This window comes from Halegenticoccus tardaugens (assembly GCF_004116405.1).
GTDB lineage: Archaea > Halobacteriota > Halobacteria > Halobacteriales > Haloferacaceae > Halegenticoccus > Halegenticoccus tardaugens.
Genome location: NZ_SDIC01000002.1, coordinates 730,961 through 745,707, shown reverse-complemented (window position 1 = coordinate 745,707; position 14,747 = coordinate 730,961). Strand labels below are relative to the sequence as shown.

The following is a 14,747-nucleotide window of genomic DNA, read 5'->3' as shown; positions in this document are numbered from 1 at the left end:
CGTCGGCGAAGCGACGCCGGAATTGTAACCATTCCCCGGTCGCTGACCTTGGTTTCTTCCGGAGGTTCTTCGGTTGCCATACTTGGCAGTACAGGTGCTTACGGGATACATGTTGCGCCTCATGTAGTCAGGGATGATCTGTTGAACCACACGGGCGCGTCGACGCGATTCACGACCATGAGATAACGGACGGCCAGTACACCGGCGAGAGCATCCTCTTCAAACTCGGCATTCCGGATGATCCGCATACGGGCCAGCTCGTCTTTCGCGGGTTCATCTTCGATTGGGAATGGCACGAAAACGCCGGCATGCAAGCACTTGCCGGCTTCGTCGATGGCCACCTCGAGGTGCGAAACGTCGCCTTCAACGGCACCCACTCGCTCGGCATGCATGGCAATTTCCGCCTCACGACCTGCTCGCCGGAATCGACGGCGGTTGTCGATTATATCGATATGCGAGCCGGCGGACGGCACTACGAGGATGCCATCAATACGCGAGCGACCTCCGGGCCGGAAAGCACACACTCGTCCTGGAGCACGTCGGGAATCACCGGTGCACCGGGACAAGAGGGAACGATGCTCTTCTCACGAATCCAAATCGGGGGATGGCCGGATAACGGCCTCTACGTCCGCGGGTTTTTCGATCGCGTCGGTGGTTCGATCTCACGGTGACATGGCAACCAGGTTAAGATAATACAATACCGCTCGAGGTTAACGATTAACCATGGTCGAAGCAACGATAGATATAATCGACCGAGGGAGGCTGGAGTGCGACCTGAACTACCTCATTGAGGGAAACACGCTCGGGAGCCACGACGAGCCAAATCCGGACACCGACTACGTCGAGATTCCGGTGTTCAACCTCATCATCGACCACCCGGAGGGAGCCATCCTCTGGGACACGGGTAACCACGAGGACGCCCTCGACGGACATTGGCCGGAGGGGCTAAGGCAGGCGTTCTACCCACACGACGTCGAGGACCACGACCTGCGCGACGACCTCGGGGAGGCGGGGTACGACTTGAGCGACATCGACTACGTGTTCCAGACCCACCTGCACCTAGACCACGCGGGGGGCCTTCACCACTTCGACGGCACGGACACGCCAGTGTTCGTCCACGAGGAGGAGGTGAAGTTCGCCTACTACAGCGCCAAGACCGACGAAGGAAGCAGCGCGTACGTCCTCAACGACTTCGACCACGACCTGAACTGGCGGGTCCTCCACCGCGATCGCGAGACGCATTTCGAGGACGTCGAGTTCGTCCACCTTCCGGGCCACACGCCGGGACTCATGGGCACTGTCGTCCACCTCGACGGAGCCGGCACCGTCGCTTTTGCGGGCGACGAGATCTACCAGACGGAGAACTACGACGAGGAGGTTCCGCTTGGGGCTGGCCTCCTCTGGAGTCACCGCCACTGGTTCGACAGCCTGAAGAAGTTAAAGGAGATCGAACGCAGGCACGACGCCGAGGTGGTGTACGGCCACGATCCGGAGCAGTTCGAAACCATCAGAGAGGGGTGGCCCTGAGATGAGCTCTGAACGCTCCGTCTCTGCGCCGTCGCATGAACTCTCGTCTGAAACCGTCTGGCACGTCCAGATGCCGCAGATCCGGTTCGGTCGGGACGCGTCGGAGGAACTGGCCTACCAGCTGCGCGACCTCGGCGTTGACGGGGATGCACACGGCCTCGTCGTCACCGACGAGACGCTCGCCGACATCGGTCACGTTGACCGCGTCGTGAACCACCTCTCGGACGCCGAGTACACCGTGGACGTGTACGACGAGTCAGAGCGCGAACCGTCGATCGCGGCCGTTGAGGAATGTCTGTCGTTTGTCCGGGACGAGAAGGGCGAGGACGGGTACGACTTCTACGTTGGTCTCGGCGGCGGAAGCTGTATGGACACCGCGAAGGTGACCCGCGCAGTGATCGCCAACGGGGGTGGGCCGCTGGATTACATCGCCGAACCGACCGGCGAAGGGAAATCACTTGACGAATCCGGTCCGCCGCTCGTCCTGCTGCCGACGACGGCGGGCACCGGCGCGGAGATCTCGCCGGTCGCTATCCTCTCAGTGGAGGAAAAACGGATCAAGGAGGGGATCTCCAGCAACCACGTCCGCGCCGACGCCGCGGTCCTCGATCCGACGTTCACGACGACGCTCCCGCCGGATCTGACAGCGAAGACGGCGATGGACGCCCTCGGCCACGCCATCGAGGGGTACACCACCCACGAGTACGACTCGCTCCTGCGGCCGACGGACCCCGCCGATCGTCCGGTGTACGCCGGACGGACTCCTCTCACGGAGATGTTCTCCGAGAAGGCGATCGACCTGCTGTCGAACAACGTCCGCACGGCCGTGCACAACGGCGACGACTTGGAGGCACGCTCCAACATGCTGCAAGGGGCGCTGTTCGGTGCGATAGCGGGACTGACCGCCGGCGCGAGCCTCTGTCACGCGATGGCCTACCCGGTCGGCAACCGGTACCATACATTCCACGGCGAGACCATCGCGGCACTCACCCCCGCGAGCACGCTCGACTACAACGCCGGAAGCGATCCCGAACGGTTCACTTCGCTCGCTCGCCGGTTTGGCGTTGACACGACGGGGATGAGCACCAACGAGGCGGCGGACGCCCTCAAGGGAGAGTACATTCGCCTGCAGCGCGACCTGAACGTCCTGCCCAGCGGCCTCACCGAATTGGCGGGGATCACCGAGGACGATGTCGACTGGCTGGCGAAGCAGACAGTCGACACGCAGACACGCTTGCTCCGGTGTAACCCACGACCCGTGACGGAGGAGGACGTTCGAAGGATCTTCGTGGACGCACTGTACAACTGGGAGCCCGACGTCGTCTAACCGCGGAGATCGGCGCGCCGGACCTTGCCGGTCGTCGTCTTCGGCAGTTCATCGATGAACGCGACCTCGCGGGGGTACTCGTACTTCGCGAGACGCTCTTTCACGTGGGATCTGAGTTCGCTTGCGAGCGATTCGTCCGGAACGTAGCCGTCGACGAGGACGACGTACGCCTTAGGGACCTCGCCGCGCTCCTCATCGGGAGCGCCGACGACGGCCGCGTCGGCGACGGCGTCGTGACCCGCGAGGCACTCCTCGATCTCCTCAGGCCCGATGCGGTAGCCGGCGCTGATGATGACATCGTCCTTGCGCGACACGAACGAGAAGTAGCCGTCCTCGTCTCGGGTTCCGAGGTCCTCGGTCAAGAGCCAGCCGTTTCGGACCTTGCGGGAGGTCTTCTCAGGCTGATTCAGGTACTCCTTGAAGCAGACGGGGTTGCCGTCGTAGCGGACCGCGATCTCTCCGACCGTCCCCGTTTCGACGGTCGGCTCGGCGGTGTCGGGGTCGACGATCCGCACGTCCATACCAGGGGCGGCGAATCCCATCTTCCCCTCGCGGAACTCGGTGAGAGCGGTGCAGTCGCCGATGGTGAGGTTGGCCTCGGTCTGACCGTATCCTTCGTGGACCGCCGCACCGTCGAAGGTCTCCTCGGCCCAGTCGACGATGCTCTGTCCGAGCGACTCGCCGCCGCTGGGAATGATGCGCACCGTGTTCACGTCATAGCGGTCGGACGGGTCCTCGACCTCCATCATCATCCTGAGGGCAGTCGGCGGCGCGAAGAAGTTCGAGACGCCGAATCGCTCGATGACCTCGAACGCCTCGTCGGGATCGAACTGGCCTCCCTGGTAGGCGACGACGGGCCTCCCGTAGTACAGGGAAGGGAACACCACGTCGAACAGCGAGGCGACCCACGCCCACGCCGCGGGTGTCCACGCGACGTCGGTCGGCCGTATCTCAAGGTTGCAGAACGTGGTCAGAAACAGCGGGAGGTGACCGAGCAACATTCGGTGGGCGTGGCGGACGCCCTTTGGGTCGCCGGTTGTCCCGCTGGTGTATATGACGATCGCGTCGTCCTCGGCGTCCGTCTCGGCCGTCTCGAAGTGGCGCGAATGGTCCGCCGTCGCCGCCCAGAGGTCGGTCTCGTCGTCCTGCGGATCGTCCACTTCGATGGTCAGTACGGCGTCCAACGCGTCGAGGTTGTCGCGAACCTCGCGGAGCGTGTCGACGTTCGATTCGTCGATGATGCAGGCCACAGATTCGGAGTCGTCGAGGCGGTACGAGAGGCCGTCGACGCCGAAGAGCGTGCTCAGCGGCACCGAGGCGGCGCCGAGTTTCCACGCCGCGACGTGCGCAATCACCGTCTCAGGCTTCTGCGGGGCGTTCACACCGACCCGGTCGCCGGGCCCCACGCCCCGGTCGGCGAGGTGGTTCGCGAGGCGGTTTGACGCGTTTCGAAGTTGCCAGAATGTGTACGTCCGTTCCCGCCCGCCCTCGTCGGCCGCGAACAGCGCGACGCGGCCGCGCTCGTCGGCCCACCGATCACAGACGTACTCGGCCATGTTGAACGTCGAGGGCACCTCCCATTCGAACGAGTCGTGGAGTCGATCGTAGTCGTCCCACTCCTCTTCGTAGAAGTGGTACGCGTCGAGTCGCGTCTTTTGATCCATGATATCAATCTGCATGCCATGTGCAATAAAACCGATGTAGCGGGGTTGAACGTTCGTCCCGGCGCGCCCGGACAAGAGGGAACGATGCTCTTCTCGCGAATCCAAACCGGGGGATGGCCGGATAACGGCCTGTACGTCTGCGAGGGGAGGGGGGGGAAGATCGTCTCTGGGTGACGCCACGAACATCCAAATCGACGGCGGCGACGCCTGGCGCCTCGTCCCCGGGATCGACGGAAGCGAGGACGGGGACACTGGAAATGAAAGTGAACGCGCCGAACCCGTCAGCGAGAACGTGAGTGTCGCGGGAGGCGGAGCTCGCAATCGAGAACGCGACGGGGACGGAGAACAGGAACAGGAACAGGAACAGGAACAGGAACAGGAACAGGAACAGGAACAGGAACAGGAACAGGAACAGGAACAGGAACAGGAACAGGAACAGGAACAGGAACAGGAACAGGAACGACCTTCCCGCACTTGGTGATTCAAAACTGTCTCGGCGTCGTCGATCGCCTGCTCGACAAGTCGACGTTTCACAATTAGCGCGACGTCCGCCTCTACGAAGGTGCGCCGATTTTCCACGGGATTCGCGAATTGTCTTGAAGCGACCGAACGGCTACGGCGCGACCGTGCTCACGCCGACGGACGGCGCTCACGTCGAAAACGTCGATATCGACCTGCACGCCGAAACCATTGGCCTCATCGTCAACGGGGAGAACGCGACCGTCGACTGCCTCCGCGTTCGAACTCTCGGCGTCGATGAGTCGCGGACGAACGCGCTCATCGGCCAGGGTGACTTTTCTGACGTGTTGCTCGACGACGTCCCGTTGACGCGCATCCCGACGTACTCGACGCAGTCTGGTGTTGCCTGACCGCATTCACTCCCGTTCTGTGCTGCTTGTGGATGGTTGCTCGGATCTGTCTTCATAGGTTGAATGCAAGACTTCGGATGCCCCACACCCTTCCTGGGGGTCGAAAAACCATCCCCCGTTGTTAGATCCCCAGCGTCAGCTTTCGTCCCCACTCTCGAGAACGGCAACGATATCGGACAGATCGAAGAGGCGGAGGTTCTCGCGTTCGTCTGCAGCTTCTTCGACGGAGCGTTTGAACCCAGACCGGCTGAACAATGCGAATTCATACACCGGATCACCACCTGTTGTGGGCGTCCAGTCGATATGTTCGACGTCGTCTTCGAGATCGGAGAGCACGTCATAGCCGAGGGGTGCGCTGGTGAACTTTGCTTCCCCAGCGATCAGCGTCGATTCGTCGGTTGGTGCGACGACATCCACCTCGCGACCCTTGTACCACCACTGACTCGGCACCTGCGTGAGCTGGTAGTCTGCATAGAGTGCCGGCACTGCTTGATGACAAAGCGATTCGAACGTCTCGCTGACGAAGTCGGGCAATTTCGGTTCGATGAGGTCCTCGTAGGCGTTTTCGCCGTAGAGTTCGTACTGCCCACCGCGCCCATAGAGGTACCGGAAATAAAACCGAAACACGGGATCCCGAATCTGGTATCGGGTCCGCTTGCTGCGCGCCGGATCGGCGAGCGCTGGATGGTGTTTCTCGATGATCTGGAGTGTTTCTAGCCGGTCGAAGTAGTAGGAGGTGTTCGTGCTCTCGATGCCGGCACCTTGGGCGATTTTGTTCCGACTGTGATTCCCGCTGGCCATCGATTCCAGCACCGAGAAATACGTGTTTACCTCGCTGAGTTCCATTTGGAGGACGGTTTCGGGCTCGTCGTGGAGTGCTCCATCCGGATCACACAGCAACCGCGTAATGTTCTCTCCAAGATTCTGTGATGGATCGAGGGGACTGAGATATCTGGGCGTCCCTCCGAAGACGCCATAGACGAACACTCGCTCTTCGGGATCGTACGTTGGAACGAACTCCTGGGTGGAGCGAAATGGGAGCTCCGTGAGTTCGAGACGACCATTCGGCGTCTGTGACACGCGCCCGTAGAGTGGAGCACCCCCATCGAGGACGTGTGTATAAATCATGCCGATCGCAGAGCCCGTGAGTACGAGGGTTGCCTGGCTCTCGTCGACAGCCGTATCCCAGAGGTGTTGAATGATCGATGGGAGACCCTCGTTCGATTCGATAAGGTACGGAAATTCGTCGATGATGATAATGGCGTCTCTGTCAACGAGATGTGTCAAGAGGGGTTCCCATTCCTCTTTAACGGCCGTTATATCGGGATACGTCGCGGCAGCCGCCTCGATGAACCGCCTGAGTTGTGTCGTTGCCGTCCCTTGGACTGCCTGATAGTACACCGCGTCATCTCGGTCGATGATTGACTGGCGGACGAGTTCGCTCTTACCGATCTGTCGCCGCCCGTAGACGATTGCGAGTTCTGCAACACCGCTCTCATAGAGGGTCTGTAACCGATCAAGTTCTTCGGTACGATTGACGAACTGGTCCATGCCCGCAGTCGTCGTGAGAGGTACATATGCTCTTCGAGATTAGGATTCAAACTATTATAGCTCAAACTATAATATTTCAATCTCTAATCCGAGGCTCAGGTCTCGTCGGCTTCGCCGTCGTTCACGGGGTATTGACTGTCCACTCGAACTCCAACCCACAGATCCCACAGACACCCTCCGACAGCGGTGCTGCCGAACCTGACAGGATTCACGAATTATCTTGAAGCGACCGAATGGGTACGGTGTAACCGTGCTCGCCCCGACGGACGGCGCTCGCGTCGAAAACGTCGATATCGACTTACACGCCGAGACGATCGGCCCGCCGCTCACAGTCGGGGCTGCAACCGTGTCAGGCTATCGCCAAACTCTGTTAGTTTCCGGCGCTAGCGTTTTCCTCTTCGGAGTAACTTGGTTTACAGTTAAACGACTTTGACATCCTCCACCCGACTACAGTCGTGGGATTCCCCGAAGGGGAGTTCACGGTTGCACGTTTCCTCGGGGGCGAAGTGCGCTTTCGCGTCCCCCCTCGACGGTTGCCGTCCAATTATTCCCAAGGACGTGCTTTGCAGTGCGTGTAGCCGTGCCAAAGCGGCCTTCCCACCGACATGTAGCCGGCGTTTCACCGGGACGGAATACCGGTCCGTCCCTCCGCGAGAGGGTATTCAGCCTCTTGGGTACCACCATCAGCGTCAGACGACCCGTAGGCCCGGACGTGGTGGAGTGGGATTCGACTTTCTTACCCGGTCGAGTGAGACGGCGAAGCCGTCGAGCGGTCGAAGACCGAGACTCGAAACCGGGGAACGTCGATACCCTGAGATACGGCGGTACGGCGCTTAAAATGTACGGATTCATCCCACGACGACAGTCGTGGGCGTTCTCCTGTACTTCTGTAATATCGTTCGCACCTTCTTAGCTGAAGGCGGAGTTCTTCTATTGCTGTCTCTCTCGTATACGGTTGACCGTAGTATCAGCAAGCTGATTAAAATCGGCCTGGTCTGGGACGACGTCAACAGAGCCTCCATTTTTGCGGACGGTACGCGCTGTCGGTGCTCCGATTGCACCAATAACCGTTTCCGCCAACTCACGTTGAAGTGGACCGACAGCGTCACGTTCGGTAGCGATCTCGAAGAAGTGATCGACCGTCTTCGGCGATGAGAACAGTATCCCATCCAACTCGCCCTCTATAGCAAGTGAGACCGACCGCCCTGCAGTACTCGGGTGCTCTAAGCAATAGAGATGCGTTTCATGGACAGCTGCACCAGCTTCTTTCAATCCCTGAATCAAGACATCACTTCCATGTGCACTTCGGGCGATCTCGACAGTCTTTCCTTCAACCTCATCTGCCAACTCTTCGACAAGGCCTGTGGAAGTGAACGTCGAAGGAATCACATCTGCAGAGTATCCGCAACCTCGTAACGCGGTCGCAGTCTGACGACCGACAGCACACACTGTTGTCCCGGCCGGTTCCCATCCGTGTTCCACAGCGAGTTCGACTCCTGTCGTACTGGTGAAGATACAATACTCCGCCTTACGAGGCCGCTTTCCTGTCGAACAGATGGTCAACATTGGATCTGCAATCGGTATAACATCCAGTGATTGAAGATAGCAGATTGCCTCGTCAATACGGGTGTCATCAGGGCGGAGAACAGCCACTTTCGGCGTAGGCATAGTGGATGCTCCATCGTTGATGGCCTTGGATGTACCGAGAATTGCGCGATGATTCCGAGTTCTTCAAATCACTCGTCCGGATATCCACTTGTATGGACAACGACGACTCGCACGACCACGTCGTCCCCGGGAGTGAAGAGGAACTCAATACCCCTGACGTTCGTGGCTACGACTTTCGCGGCGAGTTCGACTTCCACGAGATGCTTGACTCCTACGCGACAACAGGATTCCAAGCGACACAGCTCGCGGAGGCCATCGACATCGCCGAGCGCATGCAGGAGGCGGACGCCACTGTCTATCTTACGTTCACGTCGAACATCATCTCCTCGGGACTACGCGAGACCGTTGCCTACCTCGTGCGGGAAGGCTATGTGGATGTTCTCATCACGACGTCTGGCTCACTAACTGAGGACGTCATCAAGACAGCGAAACCGTTTAAGATGGGCGAATGGGACGCAGACGAAGCAATGCTCCGGGAGCGTGGCATCAATCGGCTTGGTAATCTCTTCGTTCCCTCTGATCGGTATGTGTGGTTAGAGGAATATCTCTATGACTTCTTTGAAGATCTCTTTGCGGAGGAGAAAATTCGGACGCCGACGGCGTTCGCACGCGAGCTAGGTGAGACGCTTGACGACGAGGATTCGGTGTTGAAGCAAGCGGCGGACAACGACGTGCCGGTGTACTGTCCAGCGCTGACGGACGCCGAGGTTGGAAACTTCCTCTACTATTATCGGCAGGGCTACGATTCTGACGTCGGTATCGAGATTCTGGATGATTACGATTCACTCATTGAGGACGGGTTACTTGCAGACGCAACAGGCCTCATCGCGGTTGGTGGTGGCGTCCCGAAACACCATGCGATTATGACGAACCTCTTCCGTGGCGGGGCAGACTACGTCGTCTATATCTCGACTGGAATGGAGGGGGACGGATCGTTGTCGGGCGCAACGCCAAATGAGGCGGTTTCGTGGGGCAAAATCAAGGAAGAACGAGCGAACTATACCCAGGTCGAAGCAGAGGCGACACTGGTCTTCCCATTACTTGTGGCGGGTGCATTCAAGTCATAGCTATTCTGGACCGACAAAGTACAATCTGAGAAATATCAAATTCCTAATTCAAACTTCATGCTCCAGCGGTTTTACTGTCCCACCGGTCGAAGGTCCCGATAGGAATATCGCATCTTGGACCGTTGTACCCTATCAATAAAGAACAGTTGTTAGGTATTAACACTCTGGTTAGCTTTATCCGTGGGTCGGAACGTTCGGTTTGTGATTACCTTTCCGGTGTTCCCGTCGAAGATATGAATTCGGTCTTGGGGGAACGTTACCGACAGTCGATCACCTTCGCTGATCGAGAGATCGCCCGGCACACTTGCGGTGCAGGCGGTGTCGCCAATATCGAAGTACACATATGTCATGTCTCCAAGAGGTTCGGTGACGTTCACTGTGATAGTGATCGCGTTTGGATCGTTGGCTTCGGGTTGGATATCTTCAGGACGAATACCCAGCGTCACTTGTTCGACACCCATATCCCTTACCTGTTGCATAGTTTGTTCTGAGAGGTGATACTCAAACGTAGTATGTTCGAGCGTTTGGCCTGTCCAACGCATAGCCAGGAAGTTCATAGACGGAGAACCGATGAAACCGGCGACAAAGCGGTTATTTGGCTGGTGATAACATTCGAGAGGAGTACCGATCTGCTGAAGTTCGCCTCTATTGAGGACGGCGATGCGATCACCCATCGTCATCGCCTCTGTCTGGTCGTGCGTGACATATATTGTTGTCACGTCGAGGTGTTGTTGTAGCTCTTGCAATTCGGTCCGCATCTGGGTGCGGAGCTTGGCGTCCAGATTCGACAAGGGTTCGTCCATCAGGAAAACCTCCGGTTCGCGGACGATGGCCCGACCCAGCGCCACTCGCTGTTGCTGACCGCCGGACAGGTTACCAGGACGGTCGTCCAGTAATTCAGAGATTCCCATCATCTTGGCTGTATCCTCAACTCGTTGGTTGATCTCCGCCTTCGAGAGATTGGTTGTCATCTTCAGACCGAATCCCATGTTCTCTTGGGCGGTCATGTGCGGATAGAGCGCGTAGTTCTGAAACACCATCGCCATGTTCCGATCTTTCGGTTTTCGGTTCGTCACCGACTCATCGTCGAGAATGATGTTCCCGCTCGTAACCGACTCCAAACCTGCCACACAGCGGAGCGTCGTTGACTTTCCACAGCCCGACGGCCCCACGAGCACGAGAAACTCCCCGTCCTCGATCGCGATGTCGAGATCGTCGACTGCCACGATCTCGCCGTCGTCATCCCCGAACACCTTGGTTAGGTGATTTATATTTAGCTCACCCATACTCTGATGTATCGACTCTTCACATATAGGTGTGCGTGTTAGTATCATCTTATCTGTCCCCCGACCGAGTTGTGATCGACTGAAGGTGAGCAACAGCCCGTCAACAGAGTACCTCTCGTCGACGAAATAGTTACTATGAATATGGTCGATTCGACGGAAACGATCAATCTGACGAATACCGTGCTTAATGCGATCTCGTCATTTTGTGAACATCCTGCACAAGTCCGTCCGGAAGGTAATCGACGTTGGCGTCAAGGAGCTCTGTCACCATGTCGTCGATCTCCTCGAGCGTACATGCGGCCGCCGTCAACGGATCGAGCTTGATCGCCTGCCGCAACGCATCCTGATCGTGTTCAAGGGCAGCCTTCACCGCGAGCCGCTGGACATCGATGTTACTTCGATTGAGCGCAGCCAATTGTGGTGGAAGGTCGCCCACAGTGCACGGATTAATCCCTCGGTCATCGACCAAACAGGGTACTTCGACGCAGGCGTCCTCAGCTAGATTTCCGATAACTCCCCCGGCGTTGCTAACGTTCAGGTTGAGCCGACGGGGCTGACCGGTCTCCACCGAATGGATAATGCGCGCGGCGTATTCCTCGGAGCGCTCGATCCGGAGGTCTTCGTCGTCGAAAGTAGCCCGATCGCGTTCCTTAGAACGTACCTTCCACCCTTCTAGATAGGTGGCGGTCGGCATACGTTCAGCGTAGTTCGTTCCGGTCATCTTCTCAATGATCTCCGCTTCGGTACGGAAGTAGGGGACATACTCGCTCATGTGGTGGCTGGATTCAGTGACGAAAGCCCCGAAGTGGCGAAGTAGTTCGAAGCGAACAGTGTCCCGCTCGTATATCTCGGGATCCTCCATGGCCTCGTAAAGGGTAGGGTAGACGTCCCTACCGTTGACCTCGGTCTCCAGGAACCACGCCATGTGATTTATGCCAGCGACCCAGTAGCTCAGATCCTCGACGTCGGCGCCGACGTAGCTCGCGAGGGCCTCAGCGGTGTGAGGAACGCTGTGACAAAGACCCACGACATCCACGTTGGTTGCCTCCTCCAGCGCCCAGCAGAGGATGGCCATCGGGTTGGTGTAGTTGAGCAGTAGGGCGTCAGGACATAGGTCCTCCATGTCTGCGGCGATGTTGAGCATGGCCGGGATCGTTCGAAGTCCACGGAAAATCCCCCCGGGACCGAGGGTGTCGCCGATCGCCTGTTTGACGCCATATTTTTCGGGAATGCGGATCTCGTTCTCGAACGGTTCGGTCCCGCCGACGTTGATCATGTTGAGGACGTAGTCGGCGCCCTCCAGCGCCTCTCGGCGGTCCGTGGTCGCTTGGACGGTCGCCTCGACGCCACCAGTTTCGATCATCGTCTGGGCGGCCCGCTTAGTCTGTTCGAGGCGGTGGTCATCGATGTCCATTAGGACGATCTCGCTATCGGCGAGTTCCGAGTACGAAAGAATATCGCCAAGGAGGTTCTTTGCGAACACCATACTCCCGGCTCCGATAAATACTAGCTTGGGCATTGGTGGTTTGATACACACAGGGATTGAAAACATTTTGGGTTGATGTGTGCTGAGCCGCCCGTGTTTCGGCGAAGCATTCACCATCGCATACAGTGGATTCAGCTTCGGAGAATCACCGGTGAAACCATTTTCGCTACGTGACATCCTCCCACGACTACAGTCGTGGGCTTCCCACGCCCGTTGCGCTGGGTTGGGAACGTACGTTTCCGACCCGACACGCCGATGGGAGTGCCACGCCCCCGTTACTCCTATCCCGTGAAGGAATCGGAGGTATCTGGTTGTTTAACGTCGGTTTGGTTGTCCGAAGGCTTACGTTTTGCTGAGGCAAACACCAAGTCAACTGCCAGTTCTCGGACAGTCAATTACGACGGAAGTCCGTCGCAACGACAACCACAGATACGCGGTGTAGGCACTCATACTTTGCGGTTTCAGTGGTTGTGAACTGTGCGGCGATTCATCCCACGACTGAAGTCGTGGGTTTTCCCGCCTAATCTCTATAAACCAAACTCGAAGCGAGGCCTTCCTGTGGTCAATTTAGCGACCGACATTGTCGTGATCAAAACCGGACGACGGTGTGCTGATGCCGACCGATGTTCTGGCAGATGGGAGACACAGAAAAGCGCTAGCAATTGCTCACTGAGTCGATGGATAGGGACCGAGAGTCACCAAAAGGCGACCTCTAGGTCGGTACATTTGACGAATTATGTACCATCGGCTGTCCGGTTCTACGCCCGATCGCCAGTCTAGCGATGTTGCACGCTGAATTCGTCTGACGGTATAAGGACTGCGTTCTGTGACCCGCGACTTCTTCATCCTTAGGTACCCTGCGGTTCTTTTCTAACGCTTGATGTATTATTAGAATACCGCCGTATCAAAAGTAGGTATAATTGCCTTATAGACCCAAGAGTTTTAACAACTGAATTCGTCTGAATGCAGTGTGTTCACATGAATGAAAATAGTGAGTCGAACTACATTAGCCGGCGAAACATCCTCAAAGGCGTCGGAGCGAGCGCGAGTGCTGCGTCGGTCGCGGGCTGTACTGGTTGGGGTATTGGCGGAAACGGGGGTGGCGAGCTTCTCCTGTGGGCTGCGCCGTTCGACGAGAAAGAGTGGGATCCGTGGAAGGAGTGGTTCCAAGAGAAGTGGCAGGAAAACCATGACTCGTCCGTGACACTGTCCCCATTCGAGTACGAGGACATGCGGCAGAAGTTCCTCAGCGGTGGACGTCAGGGTGATCCCGACGCGATCGAGGGGTTAATCGAAAACCTCCCCGAGTACATCAACGCCGGCCTCCTCGAACCGATCACGGACCAGGTCAACGACCTCAACTTTACCGACGGGTACATTGAGGGAGCTTGGGATGCGATGACGTTCAAGGACGAAGTGTACGGGCTCCCGTACTTCGGGAACGGCCGCGGGCTTGTCTATCGGACAGACATCTTCGAGAGGAATGGCCTCGAACCGCCGGAAACGGCCGAGGAGTTCCACGAGGTTGCACGCACAATCAAGGAGAACGAGGATATAATCCCCTTCAATAACTGCACAAAGGAAGGGGACGTTCGTGTCTTCCAGGAGTGGATTTCACACGTCTTCCAATTTCACGATAACCTGTACGTTCCGGACGGAGACAACTGGAAGCTTCAGGCTACTCCTGAAACCCTCGGAACGGTCTTCGACGCCTTCTACCACGAACCATGGGCCAGTGACGACCCGTTCACCGATCCTGACAAGCGTGGGACTGGCTACCAAGAGAACGATCCCGGCTACCTGAACGGGAACATCGCGATGATCGAGTGCGGGACCTGGCTCCTTGGCTGGATGACCGGCGAGGACATCAACAACGAAGAGAAAACGACCCAGATTCTCAAGGAAAACACTGGCGTCGCCCAGCTCCCGTACGCCGAGGGCGGCGATGTCGGCACCTACTTGGAAGTAAAGCCGGTAATGGTGAACAAACACTCCGATAATACAGACGAGGCATTCGATATGGTCTCGCAGTTCTGCAGCCCAGAGTCCATGAACAAGATGCCACCGGACATCAGGGTCACGCCGGTCCATGAGGGCCTTGAGACGACCATGGACGTTGACGCCTGGAAGCCGTTCATCGACGTGATGGAGGCAGGCAAACCGCTTGCGAAGATCAGCTGGGGGCCGGTCATGGACGCGCTATACGGTGAGTTGCAGCAAGTTGTCTACGGGCGAAAGGACCCAATGCAGGCCGGTAAGGACCTGCACTCTGCATTCAAAGGTCTTGAATCAGAGGTCTAGA

Annotated in this window: 12 protein-coding genes and 1 pseudogene; 6 read left to right on the top strand and 7 right to left on the bottom strand. The window is 57.9% G+C overall.

Features of this window, described 5'->3' with window-relative positions; translation table 11 throughout:
* Together C3L37_RS07600 and C3L37_RS07595 are read right to left on the bottom strand one after the other, a co-directional pair.
* Nucleotides 1–80 (bottom strand): annotated as a pseudogene (locus C3L37_RS07600) (AbrB/MazE/SpoVT family DNA-binding domain-containing protein); the annotation flags it as partial.
* Between the two features lie 39 nt (nucleotides 81–119).
* On the bottom strand, nucleotides 120–473 hold the full coding sequence (locus C3L37_RS07595; RefSeq protein WP_129113978.1) for a hypothetical protein: 354 nt from the start codon (nucleotides 471–473) through the stop codon (nucleotides 120–122).
* Between the two features lie 250 nt (nucleotides 474–723).
* Between C3L37_RS07595 and C3L37_RS07590 the strand changes: the two genes are divergently transcribed.
* Together C3L37_RS07590 and C3L37_RS07585 are read left to right on the top strand one after the other, a co-directional pair.
* Entirely contained in the window at nucleotides 724–1,527 is an 804-nt protein-coding gene (locus C3L37_RS07590; protein WP_129113977.1) for an N-acyl homoserine lactonase family protein, read from the top strand.
* Nucleotide 1,528: 1 nt separating this feature from the next.
* Nucleotides 1,529–2,854, top strand: coding sequence for a hydroxyacid-oxoacid transhydrogenase (locus C3L37_RS07585; RefSeq protein WP_129113976.1), 1,326 nt, complete (start codon nucleotides 1,529–1,531; stop codon nucleotides 2,852–2,854).
* Here the strand turns inward: C3L37_RS07585 and C3L37_RS07580 are convergent.
* A complete protein-coding gene (locus tag C3L37_RS07580; protein ID WP_129113975.1) occupies nucleotides 2,851–4,518 on the bottom strand; it encodes an acyl-CoA synthetase in 1,668 nt (555 codons plus the stop codon). The two genes, C3L37_RS07585 and C3L37_RS07580, sit on opposite strands and share 4 nt — an antisense overlap.
* A 292-nt stretch (nucleotides 4,519–4,810) precedes the next feature.
* On the opposite strand from C3L37_RS07580, the gene C3L37_RS07575 reads away from it, so the two are divergent.
* Both C3L37_RS07575 and C3L37_RS07570 read left to right on the top strand, forming a co-directional pair.
* On the top strand, nucleotides 4,811–4,999 hold the full coding sequence (locus C3L37_RS07575) for a hypothetical protein (RefSeq protein ID WP_129113974.1): 189 nt from the start codon (nucleotides 4,811–4,813) through the stop codon (nucleotides 4,997–4,999).
* Nucleotides 5,000–5,114: 115 nt separating this feature from the next.
* Nucleotides 5,115–5,387: a hypothetical protein gene (locus tag C3L37_RS07570; protein WP_129113973.1), complete on the top strand. Its 273-nt coding sequence runs from the start codon at nucleotides 5,115–5,117 to the stop codon at nucleotides 5,385–5,387.
* A gap of 135 nt (nucleotides 5,388–5,522) precedes the next feature.
* On the opposite strand, the gene C3L37_RS07565 is transcribed toward C3L37_RS07570, so the two are convergent.
* Both C3L37_RS07565 and C3L37_RS07555 read right to left on the bottom strand, forming a co-directional pair.
* On the bottom strand, nucleotides 5,523–6,938 hold the full coding sequence (locus C3L37_RS07565; RefSeq protein ID WP_129113972.1) for an ATP-binding protein: 1,416 nt from the start codon (nucleotides 6,936–6,938) through the stop codon (nucleotides 5,523–5,525).
* 930 nt (nucleotides 6,939–7,868) lie between these two features.
* Nucleotides 7,869–8,606: a uroporphyrinogen-III synthase gene (locus tag C3L37_RS07555; protein WP_129113971.1), complete on the bottom strand. Its 738-nt coding sequence runs from the start codon at nucleotides 8,604–8,606 to the stop codon at nucleotides 7,869–7,871.
* A gap of 92 nt (nucleotides 8,607–8,698) precedes the next feature.
* Between C3L37_RS07555 and C3L37_RS07550 the strand changes: the two genes are divergently transcribed.
* Nucleotides 8,699–9,673 carry a deoxyhypusine synthase gene (locus tag C3L37_RS07550; RefSeq protein WP_129113970.1) on the top strand — a complete coding sequence of 325 codons (975 nt, stop codon included), beginning with the start codon at nucleotides 8,699–8,701 and terminating at the stop codon, nucleotides 9,671–9,673.
* Nucleotides 9,674–9,822: 149 nt separating this feature from the next.
* On the opposite strand, the gene C3L37_RS07545 is transcribed toward C3L37_RS07550, so the two are convergent.
* Together C3L37_RS07545 and melA are read right to left on the bottom strand one after the other, a co-directional pair.
* Complete coding sequence (locus C3L37_RS07545) at nucleotides 9,823–10,959, bottom strand: ABC transporter ATP-binding protein (protein WP_129113969.1); 1,137 nt, start codon at nucleotides 10,957–10,959, stop codon at nucleotides 9,823–9,825.
* A 184-nt stretch (nucleotides 10,960–11,143) separates the two neighbouring features.
* Nucleotides 11,144–12,478, bottom strand: coding sequence for an alpha-glucosidase/alpha-galactosidase (gene melA, locus C3L37_RS07540; protein WP_129113968.1), 1,335 nt, complete (start codon nucleotides 12,476–12,478; stop codon nucleotides 11,144–11,146).
* Nucleotides 12,479–13,423: 945 nt separating this feature from the next.
* On the opposite strand from melA, the gene C3L37_RS07535 reads away from it, so the two are divergent.
* Nucleotides 13,424–14,746 (top strand): ABC transporter substrate-binding protein, encoded by a 1,323-nt coding sequence (locus C3L37_RS07535; RefSeq protein WP_129113967.1) that lies wholly within the window; start codon nucleotides 13,424–13,426, stop codon nucleotides 14,744–14,746.
* Nucleotide 14,747: the final 1 nt, after the last annotated feature.

Coding starts and splice junctions, on each gene's coding strand:
- C3L37_RS07590 (WP_129113977.1), top strand. CDS start 724: ATGGTCGAAGCAACGATAGATATAATCGACCGAGGGAGGCTGGAGTGC.
- C3L37_RS07585 (WP_129113976.1), top strand. CDS start 1,529: ATGAGCTCTGAACGCTCCGTCTCTGCGCCGTCGCATGAACTCTCGTCT.
- C3L37_RS07580 (WP_129113975.1), bottom strand. CDS start 4,518: ATGGATCAAAAGACGCGACTCGACGCGTACCACTTCTACGAAGAGGAG.
- C3L37_RS07565 (WP_129113972.1), bottom strand. CDS start 6,938: ATGGACCAGTTCGTCAATCGTACCGAAGAACTTGATCGGTTACAGACC.
- C3L37_RS07555 (WP_129113971.1), bottom strand. CDS start 8,606: ATGCCTACGCCGAAAGTGGCTGTTCTCCGCCCTGATGACACCCGTATT.
- C3L37_RS07550 (WP_129113970.1), top strand. CDS start 8,699: ATGGACAACGACGACTCGCACGACCACGTCGTCCCCGGGAGTGAAGAG.
- C3L37_RS07545 (WP_129113969.1), bottom strand. CDS start 10,959: ATGGGTGAGCTAAATATAAATCACCTAACCAAGGTGTTCGGGGATGAC.
- melA (WP_129113968.1), bottom strand. CDS start 12,478: ATGCCCAAGCTAGTATTTATCGGAGCCGGGAGTATGGTGTTCGCAAAG.
- C3L37_RS07535 (WP_129113967.1), top strand. CDS start 13,424: ATGAATGAAAATAGTGAGTCGAACTACATTAGCCGGCGAAACATCCTC.